Source organism: Arthrobacter sp. TS-15, assembly GCF_006964045.1.
GTDB lineage: Bacteria > Actinomycetota > Actinomycetes > Actinomycetales > Micrococcaceae > Arthrobacter.
Window position 1 is genome coordinate 1 of the sequence record NZ_SDXQ01000012.1, and the last position, 14,068, is coordinate 14,068.

13 protein-coding genes are annotated in these 14,068 nt (G+C 62.6%); 5 read left to right on the plus strand and 8 right to left on the minus strand.

The annotated features are described in order from the left end of the window. Positions 1–57: 57 nt before the first annotated feature. On the minus strand, positions 58–492 hold the full coding sequence (locus tag EU811_RS04925) for a DoxX family protein (RefSeq protein WP_142937385.1): 435 nt from the start codon (positions 490–492) through the stop codon (positions 58–60). 64 nt (positions 493–556) lie between these two features. Next, a complete protein-coding gene (locus EU811_RS04930; protein ID WP_142937386.1) occupies positions 557–1,147 on the minus strand; it encodes an antibiotic biosynthesis monooxygenase in 591 nt (196 codons plus the stop codon). Between the two features lie 41 nt (positions 1,148–1,188). Here EU811_RS04930 and EU811_RS04935 point away from each other — a divergent pair, with 41 nt between their 5' ends. The 3 genes from EU811_RS04935 (at position 1,189) to EU811_RS04945 (ending at position 3,536) form a co-directional block, all read left to right on the plus strand. After that, positions 1,189–2,529 (plus strand): MATE family efflux transporter, encoded by a 1,341-nt coding sequence (locus tag EU811_RS04935; protein WP_142937387.1) that lies wholly within the window; start codon positions 1,189–1,191, stop codon positions 2,527–2,529. A 9-nt stretch (positions 2,530–2,538) separates the two neighbouring features. Further along, entirely contained in the window at positions 2,539–3,123 is a 585-nt protein-coding gene (locus tag EU811_RS04940; RefSeq protein WP_238703298.1) for a hypothetical protein, read from the plus strand. Positions 3,124–3,191: 68 nt separating this feature from the next. Next, on the plus strand, positions 3,192–3,536 hold the full coding sequence (locus tag EU811_RS04945) for a hypothetical protein (protein ID WP_142937388.1): 345 nt from the start codon (positions 3,192–3,194) through the stop codon (positions 3,534–3,536). On the opposite strand, the gene EU811_RS04950 is transcribed toward EU811_RS04945, so the two are convergent. The 4 genes from EU811_RS04950 to EU811_RS04965 form a co-directional block, all read right to left on the minus strand. Beyond that, positions 3,533–4,450, minus strand: coding sequence for a class C sortase (locus EU811_RS04950; protein WP_142937389.1), 918 nt, complete (start codon positions 4,448–4,450; stop codon positions 3,533–3,535). The genes EU811_RS04945 and EU811_RS04950 overlap by 4 nt on opposite strands. Before the next feature lie 111 nt (positions 4,451–4,561). Then, on the minus strand, positions 4,562–6,043 hold the full coding sequence (locus EU811_RS04955; RefSeq protein ID WP_160147623.1) for a SpaH/EbpB family LPXTG-anchored major pilin: 1,482 nt from the start codon (positions 6,041–6,043) through the stop codon (positions 4,562–4,564). Between the two features lie 95 nt (positions 6,044–6,138). Continuing rightward, positions 6,139–8,868, minus strand: coding sequence for a DUF7927 domain-containing protein (locus EU811_RS04960; RefSeq protein WP_142937391.1), 2,730 nt, complete (start codon positions 8,866–8,868; stop codon positions 6,139–6,141). 293 nt (positions 8,869–9,161) lie between these two features. Next, complete coding sequence (locus EU811_RS04965; RefSeq protein WP_142937392.1) at positions 9,162–9,710, minus strand: CGNR zinc finger domain-containing protein; 549 nt, start codon at positions 9,708–9,710, stop codon at positions 9,162–9,164. Between the two features lie 71 nt (positions 9,711–9,781). Here EU811_RS04965 and EU811_RS04970 point away from each other — a divergent pair, with 71 nt between their 5' ends. Continuing rightward, the gene (locus tag EU811_RS04970; protein ID WP_142937393.1) at positions 9,782–10,804 is read left to right on the plus strand and encodes an EamA family transporter; all 1,023 of its coding nucleotides are present in this window, start codon (positions 9,782–9,784) and stop codon (positions 10,802–10,804) included. A gap of 55 nt (positions 10,805–10,859) precedes the next feature. Here the strand turns inward: EU811_RS04970 and EU811_RS04975 are convergent, their stop codons facing one another. Then, entirely contained in the window at positions 10,860–11,123 is a 264-nt protein-coding gene (locus EU811_RS04975; RefSeq protein WP_011776688.1) for a WXG100 family type VII secretion target, read from the minus strand. 157 nt (positions 11,124–11,280) lie between these two features. Here EU811_RS04975 and EU811_RS04980 point away from each other — a divergent pair, with 157 nt between their 5' ends. Then, positions 11,281–11,553 (plus strand): DUF2277 domain-containing protein, encoded by a 273-nt coding sequence (locus tag EU811_RS04980; RefSeq protein ID WP_024818746.1) that lies wholly within the window; start codon positions 11,281–11,283, stop codon positions 11,551–11,553. A gap of 75 nt (positions 11,554–11,628) precedes the next feature. On the opposite strand, the gene EU811_RS04985 is transcribed toward EU811_RS04980, so the two are convergent. After that, a complete protein-coding gene (locus EU811_RS04985; protein ID WP_142937394.1) occupies positions 11,629–14,067 on the minus strand; it encodes a heavy metal translocating P-type ATPase in 2,439 nt (812 codons plus the stop codon). Position 14,068 lies beyond the last annotated feature (1 nt).

The following is a 14,068-nucleotide window of genomic DNA, read 5'->3' on the forward strand; positions in this document are numbered from 1 at the left end:
GGAGCAGTTCATTATGTGAGAGAGCGTCGGGGGGTGGGGTGTCGGGTGGTGGGGTGACTAGGCCAGGACGCGGAGCTTGGAGCCGGAGCGGCCGAACAGGGCGGCGTCGGCGGAGATCCTGCCGGCACCTGCCAGAGCGAGGGCCGAGGCAGCGCCCGCAAAGAGCAGAACCAGTTCGTATCCGCCGTTACCAACAAAGACGCCGGCCGGGGCGTGCACCAGGAACAGTGCTCCGAGCATGTTGACGGCCAGGAGCGCGGCGAACACGCGGGTCAGGAAGCCAATGATCAGCGCGATGCCGCCCACCAACTCAAGGGTTGCCACGACTGGGGCTACTGCGGAAGCGCCTGGCACGCCCATCTGGGCGAACGATGCCTGTGTGCCGGCGATGGTGAATTCGTTGAACTTCTGCCAACCGTGCGCGGCGAAGAGAAATCCTGCAATGACGCGCAGGATGGTCAGGGCTGTGGTGGTCAAGCTGGTCTTGTTCATACCGTCAACCCTTCCGAAAAAAGGTTGAAGTGTCAACTAATTGAGGCTTTTTATGACCAAAGCCTCAGCTGCCCGGCGTGAGCCCCCGCCTCTGGCGCGGTTTCGCCTGAAGCCACGGCTGCAGCAGCCGGGTGGTGATCGGTAGGAAGATGTACGTCATCAGCGGCGTGAGGATCACGATGTTAAGGAGCACCGCGAACACCAGCGGCCAATCCTGCGTCAAGGGGTGCAGCAGGAAATTGGCCAACAGGCTGAGCGGGAAAAACGGCAGAAAGATGCTGATGGCCTGCTTCCAACGCGGAGGAACCACAGTTTCGGGCACAACCACGGAGACGTCGCCGGGACGAGAGAACCAGCCCTCAATCCCCGTGTGCCGCTCCACGCGGGTGGTCTCCATCATGTCCCTGGCGCTGTCGATCCACCAGCGGCGTTCCTCGGAGTCCTCCCACCCCTGCAACGAATCGGCATCGGCGAAACGGTAAAGCATGTGCCACTCCGTGGAATCCACCCCATTGCGCACCCAGCCCGACCCCAGATATCCGGGCCATTCACGGGCCAGCTCCTGCCCGGCGTGGGCCCAGGCATTGGCTTGCCGGGTATAGCCCGGGAGGATAGTGCGGGCTACGGAAACGGTGACGGGATGCTCATGTGACACGGCCCAAATGTACCCGGCCAGCGGCGGACTAGGCTTGTTTAGTGCCTCAAACCACAACCGCTCCCACCCGCTCCAACGCCCGCGAGATCCTGCGCCTGGCCGTCCCCGCCTTCGGTGCGCTCATTGCCGAGCCGCTGTTCCTGCTGGCTGACTCCGCCATAGTGGGGCACCTGGGCGTCGACCAGCTGGCAGGTGTCGGCCTCGCATCCACCATCCTGCACACCGCCGTAGGGCTCATGGTCTTCCTGGCGTATTCAACGACGCCGGCGGTGGCCCGGGCGATCGGCGACGGCAAATTGGGGAAGGCATTGGCAGCAGGGCGCGACGGCGTGTGGCTGGCACTGCTGCTGGGGCTGGCGCTCGCCGTGGTTGGTTTTATTGCGGCCGAGCCGCTGGTTGGCTCCATGGGAGCCACTGGAGAGGTTCGCCAGTTCGCCGTCGATTATCTGCGATGGTCCATGCCTGGCCTGGCCGCGATGCTCCTCATCTTCGCCGGTACCGGCGTGCTCCGTGGATTGCAGGACACCCGGACACCGCTGGTGGTGGCTACCGCAGGCTTCGCGGTGAACATCGTCCTCAACGTGTTCTTCGTGTACGGACTGAATATGTCCGTGGCTGGCTCCGCGATCGGCACGAGCATCGCACAATGGGCCATGGCCGCCGTGTACTTGGTGATGGTCAGCCGGAACGCGCGGCAACACGGGGTGACCCTTAGGCCCAACTGGCATGGCGTCCGGGCCATGACCAAGGTGGGTTCGTGGCTCATGCTGCGTACGCTGAGTCTCCGCCTGGCCATCCTCGCAACTGTCCTGGTGGTGACGGCCCAGGGCGCAGTGAACCTGGCGGCACACCAGTTGGCCATGACCATTTTCTCCTTCCTCGCCTTCGCCTTGGATGCCCTGGCGATCGCCGCACAGGCCCTGATCGGCAAGGAACTGGGCGCCCGGAACGCCCAACGCGTCCGTGAACTCACCCGCACCATGATCCGCTGGGGCCTCGGGTTCGGTGTGATCACCGGCGCACTCCTGGCCCTTGCGGCTCCGTGGGCCGGATACCTCTTCACGTCCGACGCCGGCGTTCGCTCCGCCCTCACCGTCGCCCTGTGGGTCCTAGCGGTGGGACAACCGCTTGCAGGTTACGTCTTCGTCCTTGACGGAGTGCTCATCGGTGCTGGCGACGCGCGCTATTTGGCGATTGCCGGCGTCGTAAATCTGGTGGTCTATTTGCCGTTGCTGGTGGCGATTCACCAGATAAAGCCCGACGGCGAGGCGGGGCTCCTTTGGTTGTGGGCCGCGTTTGCGCTGGGCTACATGCTGGCCCGCGGCGTGACTTTGGGGCTGCGCGCGCGGACCGATCGGTGGATGGTGCTGGGTTCGCACTAAACTGGACGGGTGACTCTCCCTGCGACTCCTGCCCAGACTCCATCTGCCACCGAGGCCGGACTCTGGAAACCCGTGCTCATCCGTGCGACGGTTGCCCTGGTGTTCGGCGCAGTGACCATCTTCTGGGCTGCTCCATCGGTGCACGTCCTGGCCTGGGCCGTGGGGCTGTATTTGTTGGCGACCGCAGCGGCAGTGTGGATGTCCCGCGCTTTGCCGGTTGCCGTTCCGTTGGTAGTTGCGCTGGGAGGTGTTGGCGCTTTGGTCACACAGTCTGACGCGGGCGTGGCGCTGTCGGCCATGCTGGCGCTGCTGGTGCTGGGACTCCTGGAGTTCGTCCATGGCCTCCGGAAGCGGGATGCGTTGGCGCGCGACTGGGTTGTGTCCGGTGTCATTGCCGTGGGCACTGCGGTGCTGCTGCCGTTCTTCACGTCACTGGGCGCCCATGCGCTGTTGGGCGTAGCTGGCGGCGGGGCCATCATTTCCGGTGTGTTGTGGATTCTCTCCGGGCTGACGCTGCGGCACGAAGCCAAGACCGCTGCGGGCGGATCGGCCCGGGCTGCTGCTCCCGGCGCTTCGCCCGAGGCCGTAAACTAGTAGCTGGACGTTCTACTCGTTGTAGAACTTTTGCTGACCGGCGGGGACTAACCGCCATCATTGGAGGAATGACCGTGGCAGACCAGACGCAGGGAGAACCGCGCAAGATGCGGACCTCGGTCAAGGGACCCCTCATGTTCTCCGCATTCTTTGCAGTGCTGGCCTTCGTTGCCGTGCTGATCTTCGCGTCCGGCGGCAGCGCAAAGGCCCCGCGGTTCGACCTCGCCTTCACAGGCGCAGGCATCGCGTTCATCGTGAGCCTCGTCGTGGCAGCCATGCTCTCCATGAGCCACAAAGAGAACGCCGACCACCTCGGCAAGGGTTCCGGCGTCAACCTCAGCTCCAAGCGTCCCGGCCACGGCGGCCCGGCTGCTCCGGGCGACGGGCCTGAAACGCCCGACGCCGGCCGCTAACCTTCCGCCGCTTCCTCACCACGGGTGGGCCGCGCCTTACGGGGCTGGGTGACCACCACTATGAGCACCGCTGTGCCGACGAGTGCCAGTGCCCACCAAGGGAATCCCGGGTCCATAGCTTGACTGGGAAGTGCGTGGGCGGATCCGGCGGCTGGGGCGTCAACCCGCTCGCCACGCACCAGGAGTCTGTGGCTGTTGACCCCTGTGGGCGTGCATGTCACCAGAGTGACGTAATCCTTGTCCTGGACTTTGCGGAGATCGTCCGTTTCCTCCGGCAGTACGGTCTTGATCTGATCGACCTTGTAATAGAACGATTCGCCAAGCACCGTTACGGAGAAGACATCGCCTTGGCGTACTTGGTCCAGGTCATCGAAGAGCGTCGCGTTAACGAAGCCTGAGTGGGCAGTCAGCACGCTGTGGGTCCCCGTTCCGCCAACCGGCAGGCCGGAACCGAAAAGATGCCCGGCACCTTTGGACAGCGTTTCATCATCGGTGCCGTGAAAGATGGGCAGGTCCGAGTGGATGGAGGGGATGCTGATGCGTCCCATCATTCCGCCGGGTCCGACGTCGAGTATTTTTTTGTAAGCGTCCGAGCCGGCCCCGACAACGGTTTTCTCGCCTCGGTTGTTCAACGAGTACGGGTCGCGAAGCGGCCCGGATGGCAGCTCCTTGTTGAACTGCCGGGCCTCGTCCAGAAGTGTTTTTTGGGCCGACGGAGAGAGATTCTCCACGGTGTCCACATAGCCACTGATCTCTGTGGCATGAACCCGGTCGGAGAACCATGCGGCGGCGGTGGGGTACAGCATCACTCCAACGCCCAGGATGGCGACGACGACGATGATGATGCGTTGGACGCTCCATCCGGCGCGGATGTTTCGCTGGGGCCGCAGCTTGGAGTCTTGGTGCTTTGACATGAGAGTCCTGGGGGATTTGTGCTCTGGGGGAGCAAAGCGGGGAAGAGCGCGTGTTCGGCGATCTTCCCCGCTTTGGTGTTCAGGTTGCGAACCCTTGCAGGTTGGCGGTGACTAGCTGTTGGTGCTGCGGCGTGAACGGACCAACAGGAGTCCGGCGCCGGTTACCAGGAGTGCGCCTGCTGCGTACAACAGGCCGGTTCCCACACCACCGGTGAGCGGCAATTCGAAGCCACCGTTGGAGGGGATGTTCTTGACCTCCAGGTCAACACCCACCGTGGTGCTGGCCGAGTTGATCAGGAAGGAGATCGGCTCTGCGAGCAGCTCGTAGCCTTCCGGAGCGGTGGTTTCCACCAGGTAGTACGTGCGGTAATCGGCGGAGCCGGGCAGTACTGCAGCGCCGTTCGCCCAGTCGGAGTAGCGCAGGCCGGAGATGGTGAGGGTGCCATCGGCAGCAACGGTGAAGGTGCTCTGACCGTTGATGACAATAGCGTTGGTTCCGGCCAGGGCATCAGCCTGGTTGGTGTAGACCGAGAAGGAAGCGCCGGCAAGGGCAGCGCCGTTCTCGTTGGTCTTCAGGAGCGTCATCTCGCCCCACTTGGTGACAACCGGGGGAGTGACAATGGGGCCGCCGGGCTGTCCGGGAACGGTGGTGAAGCTGCCCAGGTTCGGGTAAACCATGGCGTCGTTCTCAATTTCGCCAATGGTGTTGACGGCGGTGTTAACACCAACCTGCACCTTGGTGTCGTTGTTGGCAGCCAGCACTGCGAGGCCTGCAGGGGTGAAAATGATGGAGACCGTGTTGGTGGCAGCGTCGAATTCAACCGTGTAGTGAGTGCCTTCGGTGATAACCGTGCCGTCAACAAGTGTGGCGGTGGCATCGAGGTACGTCAGTTTGTCGTCCAGCGCGTCCACGATCTTGTAGCCGTCAATGACTGCTTCGTTCGGGATGTCACCGGTGATGGTGAAGTCGATCTGATCGCCGAGCTTGACGTCGGGAGCATCCGTGACGGTCTTCTCTGCACCCGTGATGGAGTTCTTGGGGTACACATGGACGTTGTAGAGCCAGTTGTCCTTGTTATCCGGGTCAGTCAACGGCACTGAAACCAGGAACGGAGCTGACGGGGTCACGCCGGCCGGGTAGTTGGTTTCCGTCACCAAGTACAGGCCAACGGGGAGGTTGCCGAAGGCGGCGGTGCCGGCGGCGTCGGTGACCTGGGCCTGGCCCGTTCCCAAGGTGAACCCGGCGCCTGTGATGGAACCTTCGGGGTTGGCGGGGGAGAAGACACTGCTCAGGTTGTGGGCAGCGTCCCAACCGGCATTCGTGGCCAGATCGAGGGTGTTGACCTGCTGAATGGTGAATTCGATGCCGGCCAGGGGGGTCAGTCCCGTGGTGTCCACGGCCGTGCCATTGTTGGGCAGTCCGGTGGGGGTGTCCGGGCGTTCGAACTTGTGGACCGTGATGGAACCGATCTGGTCCGCGTCCACCAGCGGGGCTGCCGAGGCCGGGGCGGCGGAGAAGGACATTGCCAGTACCGCACCGGCAATGGTGGTGGCGGCGGCCTTCCAAAGGCGCCGGGAGCTTTGATTACTCACTTTTTCCTCTTTCATGGGTGATGATGCGATGCTCGGGAGCGAACATTTTTCTGGGGTTGGACCTGCCGCTTTTGCTGCAGGCGGGGAATGACGTTTTATGGGTGGTTTCGGGTGCGTCGTGCATTGCCTGACGCGAGGACCATGGCAATGAGAAGCAATGACGTTCCAGCGGCTGCAAACGGCCACCAGCCGATGCCGCCGGATTCAGGCATCTTCAGCGCAGGGACGTCGCGGACGGTGACCAGGAAGATACCGTTTCCATCGGCGTCGCTCGTTGTCACGACTCCGCCGCCGCTTCCTTGGCCGATGGTCACGGCACCGTTGGCGGCAACGGTGAATTGCACGGCTTCGGCCAGCAGGTTGAAGCCATCCGGAGCTGTTGTCTCTTCGAGCCAGTACACGCCCGGCTGAATTCCCTCGAGTTGGAACTGTCCGGTCTGGGACGGAACGGGAGCCACGGTGAAGCTGGTGTTGACCGCGCCTGGCGCTCCGGCTGCGTCATTGTGGATGGCCCAAGTGGATCCCGCCATGGGAACCCATTCGTCGTCGGACGATTCGCCGAGTTTTTCGATGAGGATCTTGGCCGGTGTCAGGTGGGTGGTAGAGCATTCCGGTGCCAGCGGTGTGGTGCTGGTTGCGCAGCGGACGGGTGTGACGCTGCCGGCGCCAGTGGCGACGTTGACCAGTTGAGCACTCCAAGCGTCCGCCTTGACGGTGACTTTGTAGCTGAGCACTGCGGTTTGTCCGGCCGGAAGAGTGAACTGCTGGGTAGTCAGCGTGGTGGACGGTGCCACGGGATTCGCGACGGCGACCGGCGCTGCGGAGCCGATGGTGAGGACTGCGGATCCGGGGACGAACGTGGCCTGATCCAGGACGTCTGCGAGGTTGTCCGTGAGGACGACGTTATTGATCTGGCCGCGGTTGCTGGTGGCGGTAACGGTGTACGTGATGGTGTCGCCGGGTTTCACCCATTGGCCGTTTGACGGCTGGGTGCCCACTGAGGCCGACTTGGCGATGGTCCATTGGGGCTCCACGGGCGTATTTACCGTTGCGGAGCATCCAACCCCGGGCAAGGGCGGGCAGGCAGGATCGACGGTGGGAACCATGGTGGTTGATCCGGGAACCGGAACGGGCCCACCGCCTGGCATGTTGGGAACAGCTGTTTGGGCTGGAGGCGTGACTTTGGCCGTGTTGGTAATGATTCCGGTGGTGCCCGGTGCCACCGTGCCCTTGATGGTGTACGTCAGGGTTCCGCCCACGTTGATTCTTACGGTGCCGGAAATGCTGCCGGTGCCGGTGGGAGCGTTACAGGCGGTGGGTCCGGCCGGGGGCAGATTTGAGGTTCCCGCAACCGTAACCGCACAGGTCCAGGTTGCACCTGTGATGGATGAGGGCAGGGGGTCGGTGAATACGGCGTTGACAGCATCGCTGGGTCCGTTGTTGTGGACCACAACTGTGTACGTGATCGGCTGGCCCGGGACGTAAGCGGCAATGTTGGCACTCTTGGTGATGGACAGGTCCACCACCGGACGGACGGTCAAAGGCGCCGTTCCGGGAGAGTAAAGCCCCGTGATGGTGGGGAAGTTGTTGGTGCAGTTGGGAATGGCCGTGCCGTCGTTGGCCAAGCACCCTGAGTTGTTGTAAATACCGGGGGTGTTGCTGGTGACGGTTACCGTGATGGTGCACGAGGCACTGCCCTGCGCGAGGTTCCCGGTGACGTCCACCGTACGGCCTGAGACAGTGCCCGCTGTACGGACGCATGTGCCACCGAGTGGGCCGACCGCAGTAAGGCCAGTGGGCAGGGTGTCAACGAAGTGCCAGCCATTCTTGGCCATCAGGTCGCTGGTGTTGGTGACGGTGTAGGTCAAGGTGGTGTTCTGACCCTGGAAGATGCTGGTGGGGCTGAATGCCTTATCCAGCTGTGGCGTAACGTCAACCAGCTGGGGAAGGTCGAATCCGACGTCGTTGCCGGTGCCGGTGGCCTGCAAATTCCTTACCCGGATACCCAGCGTAGGGGTGGTGCCGGTCAGCGGGACCTGGATGGCTCCCGACTGGAGCTTTGCCACGCTGTAGTCGGTATTGCCGTAATTGAAGACTTGCCGGCTGGGATCAGCGCAGGGGTCCAGGTTTGAACCGACCACCGTTGCTACGCCATTAATGAGGATGGAGAATTCCTGGCGGGCGTGGTTGGAGAAGCAGTTGGTTTCCCCGAAGATGCCCGAAATCGCGTAGTAATGGCCAGCGATGGTGGGAATCGTGTTCTTGGTGGTTTGGAGCTGAAGCCCCGCCGGTTGGACTCCGTTGGAAGTGTTGGTGTACTCGCTGAGGATCTGGTTTTGAGCGGCCTGAGCGTCGGTCATACCCTGGTATTTGCCCATGACATAGGCCATGTCGCGCAGAAAATTGATGGCGTTGTTGCGGCCGCATTGATCGTTATTGGTGATATTGCCGCCATTGACGGGCAGGGGAGTGCTCTGCCGTACGATCCAGCCGTTGCAGGCGCCGTAACCGGGAAGCCAGGCTGCATCTGCCGTGTACTGCTCGTTCTGTGCAGCCGCGCCGCCCGTGTATGAAGTCAATGGGATGGGAGCAGTGGCAGCGCTGATGTTGGAGAAGTCTTCGCTGTAGACCAAGGTGCCAGGCTGGGTGACTCCGGGGGAGCCGGGCAGTGCGCTCACGGGCGTGGGAGCGTTGACTACTCCATAAGCTGACATTCCTACTACTACGAGAAGAACGCTCGCAATGAGCGCGAGCAGAGTCCGGCCCTTGCCTTCACCCCGCCCGTCTTGATCGTGGGCACGTTTGTGCTCAAACTTCTGCCGCATGGAGTCCCTTTTCCTAATGCCATGGCCAATCAACCCTCTGGAGGGCCGCCCCTTTATTTCTTACTGAGGAGTAAGTACGGCATGACGGAAAATAATGATGCGGAAATGAATGTGACCCTGGTCACATTTGAAAAAAGGGATGCGAAAGTACCATTGCCGCGCAATAGCGGGGTCAATAGCCGGACTGTCACGTCCAGCGCTGCGGCTGGGAAGTGGCGCCCACTCCCATGAAAAGCCGGGTGCGACCATCAGGTGGATGACCGTATAGACGCGCGGCCGCAGTTATGCCGGCATCACACGCCCTCGGCGGCTTTTCTTGCCCGGTATGCCGCGACGTGGGCGCGGTTGGCGCAGTTGCCGGTGTCGCAGTAGAGCTTGGAGCGGTTGCGGCTGAGATCCAGGACGACGGCATCGCAGTCCTCCGCAGCGCATACGCGCATGCGATCCATTTCCTTGCTTCGGACGACGTCGATGATGGCCATGGCAGCTTCGGTGCCCATGCGATCTGCCAGCGGCGCTTCCGGGGTTGTGGCGTGGAGGTGCCAGTCCCAGTGGTCATGTTTGACGAGCTGGGGGAGTGCTTTTGCGTCGGCGAGCAGCTTGTTGACGGACTTTGCCGCCGTGTCCTCATCGGCGCTCCACAGGGCTGCCAGTTCGCGACGCAAGTGCTTGATGCTATCCAACTCCGCCGGCGTATGGACCCGCGAGCCTGTGAACTCTTCGGCGTCCAGGAAGGCGTTGAGGTCCTGCACGGTGACCAGCGCTTCCTCTCCGTTGGCGGCGGTGTTGATGAGATTGACGACGCTACGGAGGGCTACCTCGGTGTCAGGCGCAAAAAGCACTTTGACTCCTTACATGTTTCGGGAGTACTGTCATGACCATAAGCCCACTTTACTCCTGACAGGAGGCTGCTGTGTCAGCTCCAACGACGAAGGCTGATGCAAAGAGTTTTCTGGCATCAGGACTCGGCATCGCACTCTTTTCCTCGGCTGTTTTCGGCACGTCCGGCTCGTTTGCCAAATCAATGCTGGAAACCGGCTGGTCACCCGGCGCCGCAGTTGCCGTGCGCCTCACCGGTGCCGCGCTCATCCTGGTGATTCCCGCCGTCGTGGTTCTACGTGGCCGTTGGCACCAACTCAAGGACAACTGGCTGACCATCCTGCTGTTCGGTCTCATCGGCGTAGCAGGTTGCCAGCTCTTCTACTTCAACGCCGTTGCCCGCCTCTCCGTAGGCGTAGCCCTGCTGCTTGAGTACCTGGCTCCGGTGATGATTGTGCTGTGGCTCTGGATTGCCAGCCGACGCCGGCCCCGCGCGCTCACCGCTGCCGGCGCTCTGTTGTCCCTGGGCGGCCTGGTTCTGGTGCTTGACCTGACAGGTGCCGTGAAGGTGGACGTGGTTGGCGTTCTGTGGGGCATGGCCGCAGCCGTGTGCCTGGTCATTTACTTCTTCATCACCGCGAAAGAGAACGACACCCTCCCGCCACTGGTGCTCGCTTCCGGGGGCCTCCTCGTGGGAGCGCTGGTGATGTGGCTCGTAGGCCTGGTGGGATTGCTGCCCATGACGTTCAGCACCGCCGACACAACGCTGGGGCCGTGGACCACCCCCTGGTGGGTTTCCGCCGTGGGGCTCATCATTCTGGCCACGGTACTCGCGTACGTTACCGGCATCATGGCTGCCCGCAGCCTGGGGTCCAAGGTGGCCTCGTTCGTGTCCCTGACCGAGGTGCTTTTTGCCGTGATCTGGGCCTGGCTGCTTTTGGGCGAACTCCCGGGGACGATCCAGCTGCTGGGAGGGCTCCTCATTGTGGGTGGTGTGGTTCTGGTACGCGTCGATGAGCTGCGTGGAGATCGGCGGGCAGCTCAGGAAGTTGCCCGGGTCCTGGATCATCCGAACGATGTTGAACCGGTCCCCTCCGTGAACGTCACCGGGAAATAGGCTTTAACAAGAGAATGCCCGGACGCTGTGCGTCCGGGCATTCTTCCCAACTGTCTTAGTTGGAGGCCTGCTGCTGCTGCTCAGCGTTCTTCTGAGCGCGATCGCCGGCTTCGCGAAGTGCGTCGGCAACCTTCTTCAGGTTGGAAGCGTGCTGGCTGTCCCACTCGCCGCGGAACTTGTCAGCGTCCGGGCCCTTCCAGTCGGTGCCGTCAAGTGCGCCCTTGAGCTGTGAACGCTGCTGCTCGATGTTCTCAGCACCAGCCTTCAGCTTGTTACCGAGCTGACGAAGCTGATCAACATCTGCACCCCAAATAGCCATGAGATTCTCCTTCATTTTTCGGACCCGAGCTCTTCGGCATCCCCAGCGGCCTCCGGCTCATCCGGAAGATCCAATAACTAAAACCTATCCCGGGAATGCAAAAACCGTCGATGGGCACCCCTCCCCATGTAGCACTGCCCATAGTTAGCATGGGGTTATGTGCCGCAATATCAGGACCCTGCATAACTTCGAACCGCACGCCACGAGCGCCGAAGTGGAGGCCGCTGCCCTGCAATACGTGCGCAAAATCAGCGGATCCACCAAGCCCTCCAAGGCCAACGAGGAAGCCTTCGCGGAGGCCGTCCACGAGATCGCGCATATTACGCAGCATCTCCTTGACTCCCTGGTGAGCCATGCGCCGGCGAAGAATCGCGACGAGGAAGCCGCCAAGGCGAAGGCCCGGGCCGCCGTCCGGTTTGGGGCTGCCTAGCCGCAGCTCGAGCCGCAAGGCAGTGGTGGGTGACCAGACGTTCCTGAACACCCACAACTGCCCAGTTGGTTGGGTCTACTTCCCGAACGAGCGCAGCCTCAGCGAGTTGGCAACCACCAGCACAGAGCTGGCCGCCATTGCCGCGCCGGCGATCATCGGATTCAGGAATCCAAGCGCTGCCACCGGGATGCCAATCGCGTTGTAGAAGAACGCCCAGAACAAGTTGGTCTTGATGGTGGACAGGGTCTTGCGGGATAGTTCAATCGCCTGCACCAGCTGACCAAGATCACTGCCCATGACCGTCAAGTCCGAGGCTTCGATGGCAACATCGGTCCCCGATCCCATTGCGATACCAAGGTCCGATTGGGCCAGGGCTGCGGCATCGTTCACGCCGTCACCGGCCATGGCAACAGTGGCCCCGGAAGCCTGCAGCTTCCGAACCGCCTCAACTTTGCCCTCCGGAAGTACGCCGGCGAAGACATCTTCCGGTGAAATTCCGACGGCGGCAGCCACTTGGGCGGCCACAGCGGCATTGTCGCCGGTCAGCAGGATGGGACGGATTCCAAGGTCCTTCAACTTCCGGATTGCTGCTGCAGAGCCGGGTTTGATGGTGTCGCTCAGGCTCACGATCCCTGCAGCCTCACCGTTCACAGCTACCCAGATGGCTGTGGCGCCACCGTTTTCCTCCGCCGCCAGGGCCTCGCGTTGGCTTGAATCGAGCGGAATGCCGTTCTCCTCCAACCAGCCGGAACGTCCGACAACTACGGTCTTGGAGACTCCGTCAAGTGAGACGGTGCCCCTTACACCGCCGCCCGGAGCGGAACTGAAGCCTTCGACACCAGGGAGGGTCCCGGCGTCGGGCATCGCATCCTCGGCGGCGGCCGCAATGGCGTGCGCGATCGGATGCTCGGAGGCCGATTCGACAGCCCCAGCCAGGGTCAGAACGGTTGCCGGGGCGTAGCCGTTCAGGCCAACCGTGTGGTCCACGGCGAGCTTCCCGCTGGTGACAGTACCCGTCTTGTCCAGCAAGATGGTGTCCACGTGGCGGGTGTCCTCAAGAACCTGTGGGCCCTTGATGAGGATGCCCAGTTGAGCTCCGCGTCCCGTCCCCGTCAGCAGCCCCACCGGAGTTGCCAGGCCCAGGGCACAGGGGCACGCGATCACCAGAACCGCAACGGCTGCGGTGAATGCTGCGTTGAGGTCGCCCGAGAAGAACAGCCATACAAGGAACGTGATCAGGGCGATGATCAGCACAATTGGAACGAAGACAGAGCTGATCCTGTCAGCGAGCCGTGCAATGGGTGCCTTTCCCGTCTGCGCTTGGCTGACCAGCCGGCCCATCTGAGCGAGGGTCGTGTCCGATCCCACGCGGGTGGCGCGGACCAAGAGCCGACCGGAAGTGTTGATGGTAGCGCCCGTCACCAGGCTGCCCGGCCCAACCTCCACCGGCACCGATTCCCCGGTAACCAGTGAGGCGTCGACGGCGGACGCGCCGTCCGTGACGACGCCGTCGGTGGCGATCTTCTCACCAGGGCGGACGACGATGACGTCCCCCACAAGGAGTTGATCCGCCGGGATCTTCTCCTCAACGCCGTCCACAAGGATGGTTGCGTCCTTGGCGCCAAGGTTCAGCAGCGCTTTGAGCGCGTTACCGGCCTTGGCCTTGGCGTTCGCTTCAAGGTAGCGGCCCAGAAGCAGGAAAGTTGTGACTACGGCAGCCACCTCAAAGTAGAGGCCTCCGCCGGACATGCTTTCCATGCCGGGGTGTTCCGTCATACGGGGATCGGCGAACAGTTGCCACGCCGAGTAAAGGTACGCGGCAATCACACCGATGGAGACGAGGGTATCCATGGTGGAAGCGAGATGCCGGGCATTGACGGCCGCTGCACGGTGGAAAGGCCAGGCCGCCCAGCTCACCACAGGCAAGGCGAGTACCGCGGCAACCCATCCCCAGTTGGCGAACTGGAGGGCGGGAATCATGGAGATCGCGAAGACCGGCACGGTCAGAATGGCAGCGGCGATCAAGCGTGGGCGGAGCGTGGAGGCGGCGGGGCCGTGAGCCATGTGGTTCTCGTGATCCACGTGCGCGGCGCCGCTGGCGCCATGCTCTGCATGCTCGGTCGTGCCTCCCTTAAACGCATGCTGCCGCATCCCTCCGGCGTCGCCGCCATGGTCGCGTTCAGGTCCGGCAGGCTCAAGCACATCATCGCCGTGTTCGTGGGTGTGATGAGGGGGAGTGTGTCCGGGGATTTCTCGGGTGTTTGGAGCTGGGGTGTGGCGGATGGTGGCTTTGTAACCCGTCGCGTTGACGGTGTCCACGATTTGCTGGTCTGTCACGGTTGCCGGGACTGTGACGTGGGCTGATTCGAGGGGCAGGTTGACGCTGGCCTCCACACCCTCGAGTTTGCCCAGTTTTCGTTCCACTCGATTGACGCACGAGGCGCAGGTCATGCCCTCGATGTCCAGTTCGATGACCCTTTGTGCGGGTTGGTTGAAAGTCTCCTGGCTACTCAAG

What these genes read in the sequence shown, in the direction of transcription:
- EU811_RS04945 (WP_142937388.1), top strand. Translation starts at nt 3,192, where the DNA reads ATGACCGTGGCAGACCAGACGCAGGGAGAACCGCGCAAGATGCGGACC.
- EU811_RS04925 (WP_142937385.1), bottom strand. Translation starts at nt 492, where the DNA reads ATGAACAAGACCAGCTTGACCACCACAGCCCTGACCATCCTGCGCGTC.
- EU811_RS04960 (WP_142937391.1), bottom strand. Translation starts at nt 8,868, where the DNA reads ATGCGGCAGAAGTTTGAGCACAAACGTGCCCACGATCAAGACGGGCGG.
- EU811_RS04950 (WP_142937389.1), bottom strand. Translation starts at nt 4,450, where the DNA reads ATGTCAAAGCACCAAGACTCCAAGCTGCGGCCCCAGCGAAACATCCGC.
- EU811_RS04975 (WP_011776688.1), bottom strand. Translation starts at nt 11,123, where the DNA reads ATGGCTATTTGGGGTGCAGATGTTGATCAGCTTCGTCAGCTCGGTAAC.
- EU811_RS04980 (WP_024818746.1), top strand. Translation starts at nt 11,281, where the DNA reads ATGTGCCGCAATATCAGGACCCTGCATAACTTCGAACCGCACGCCACG.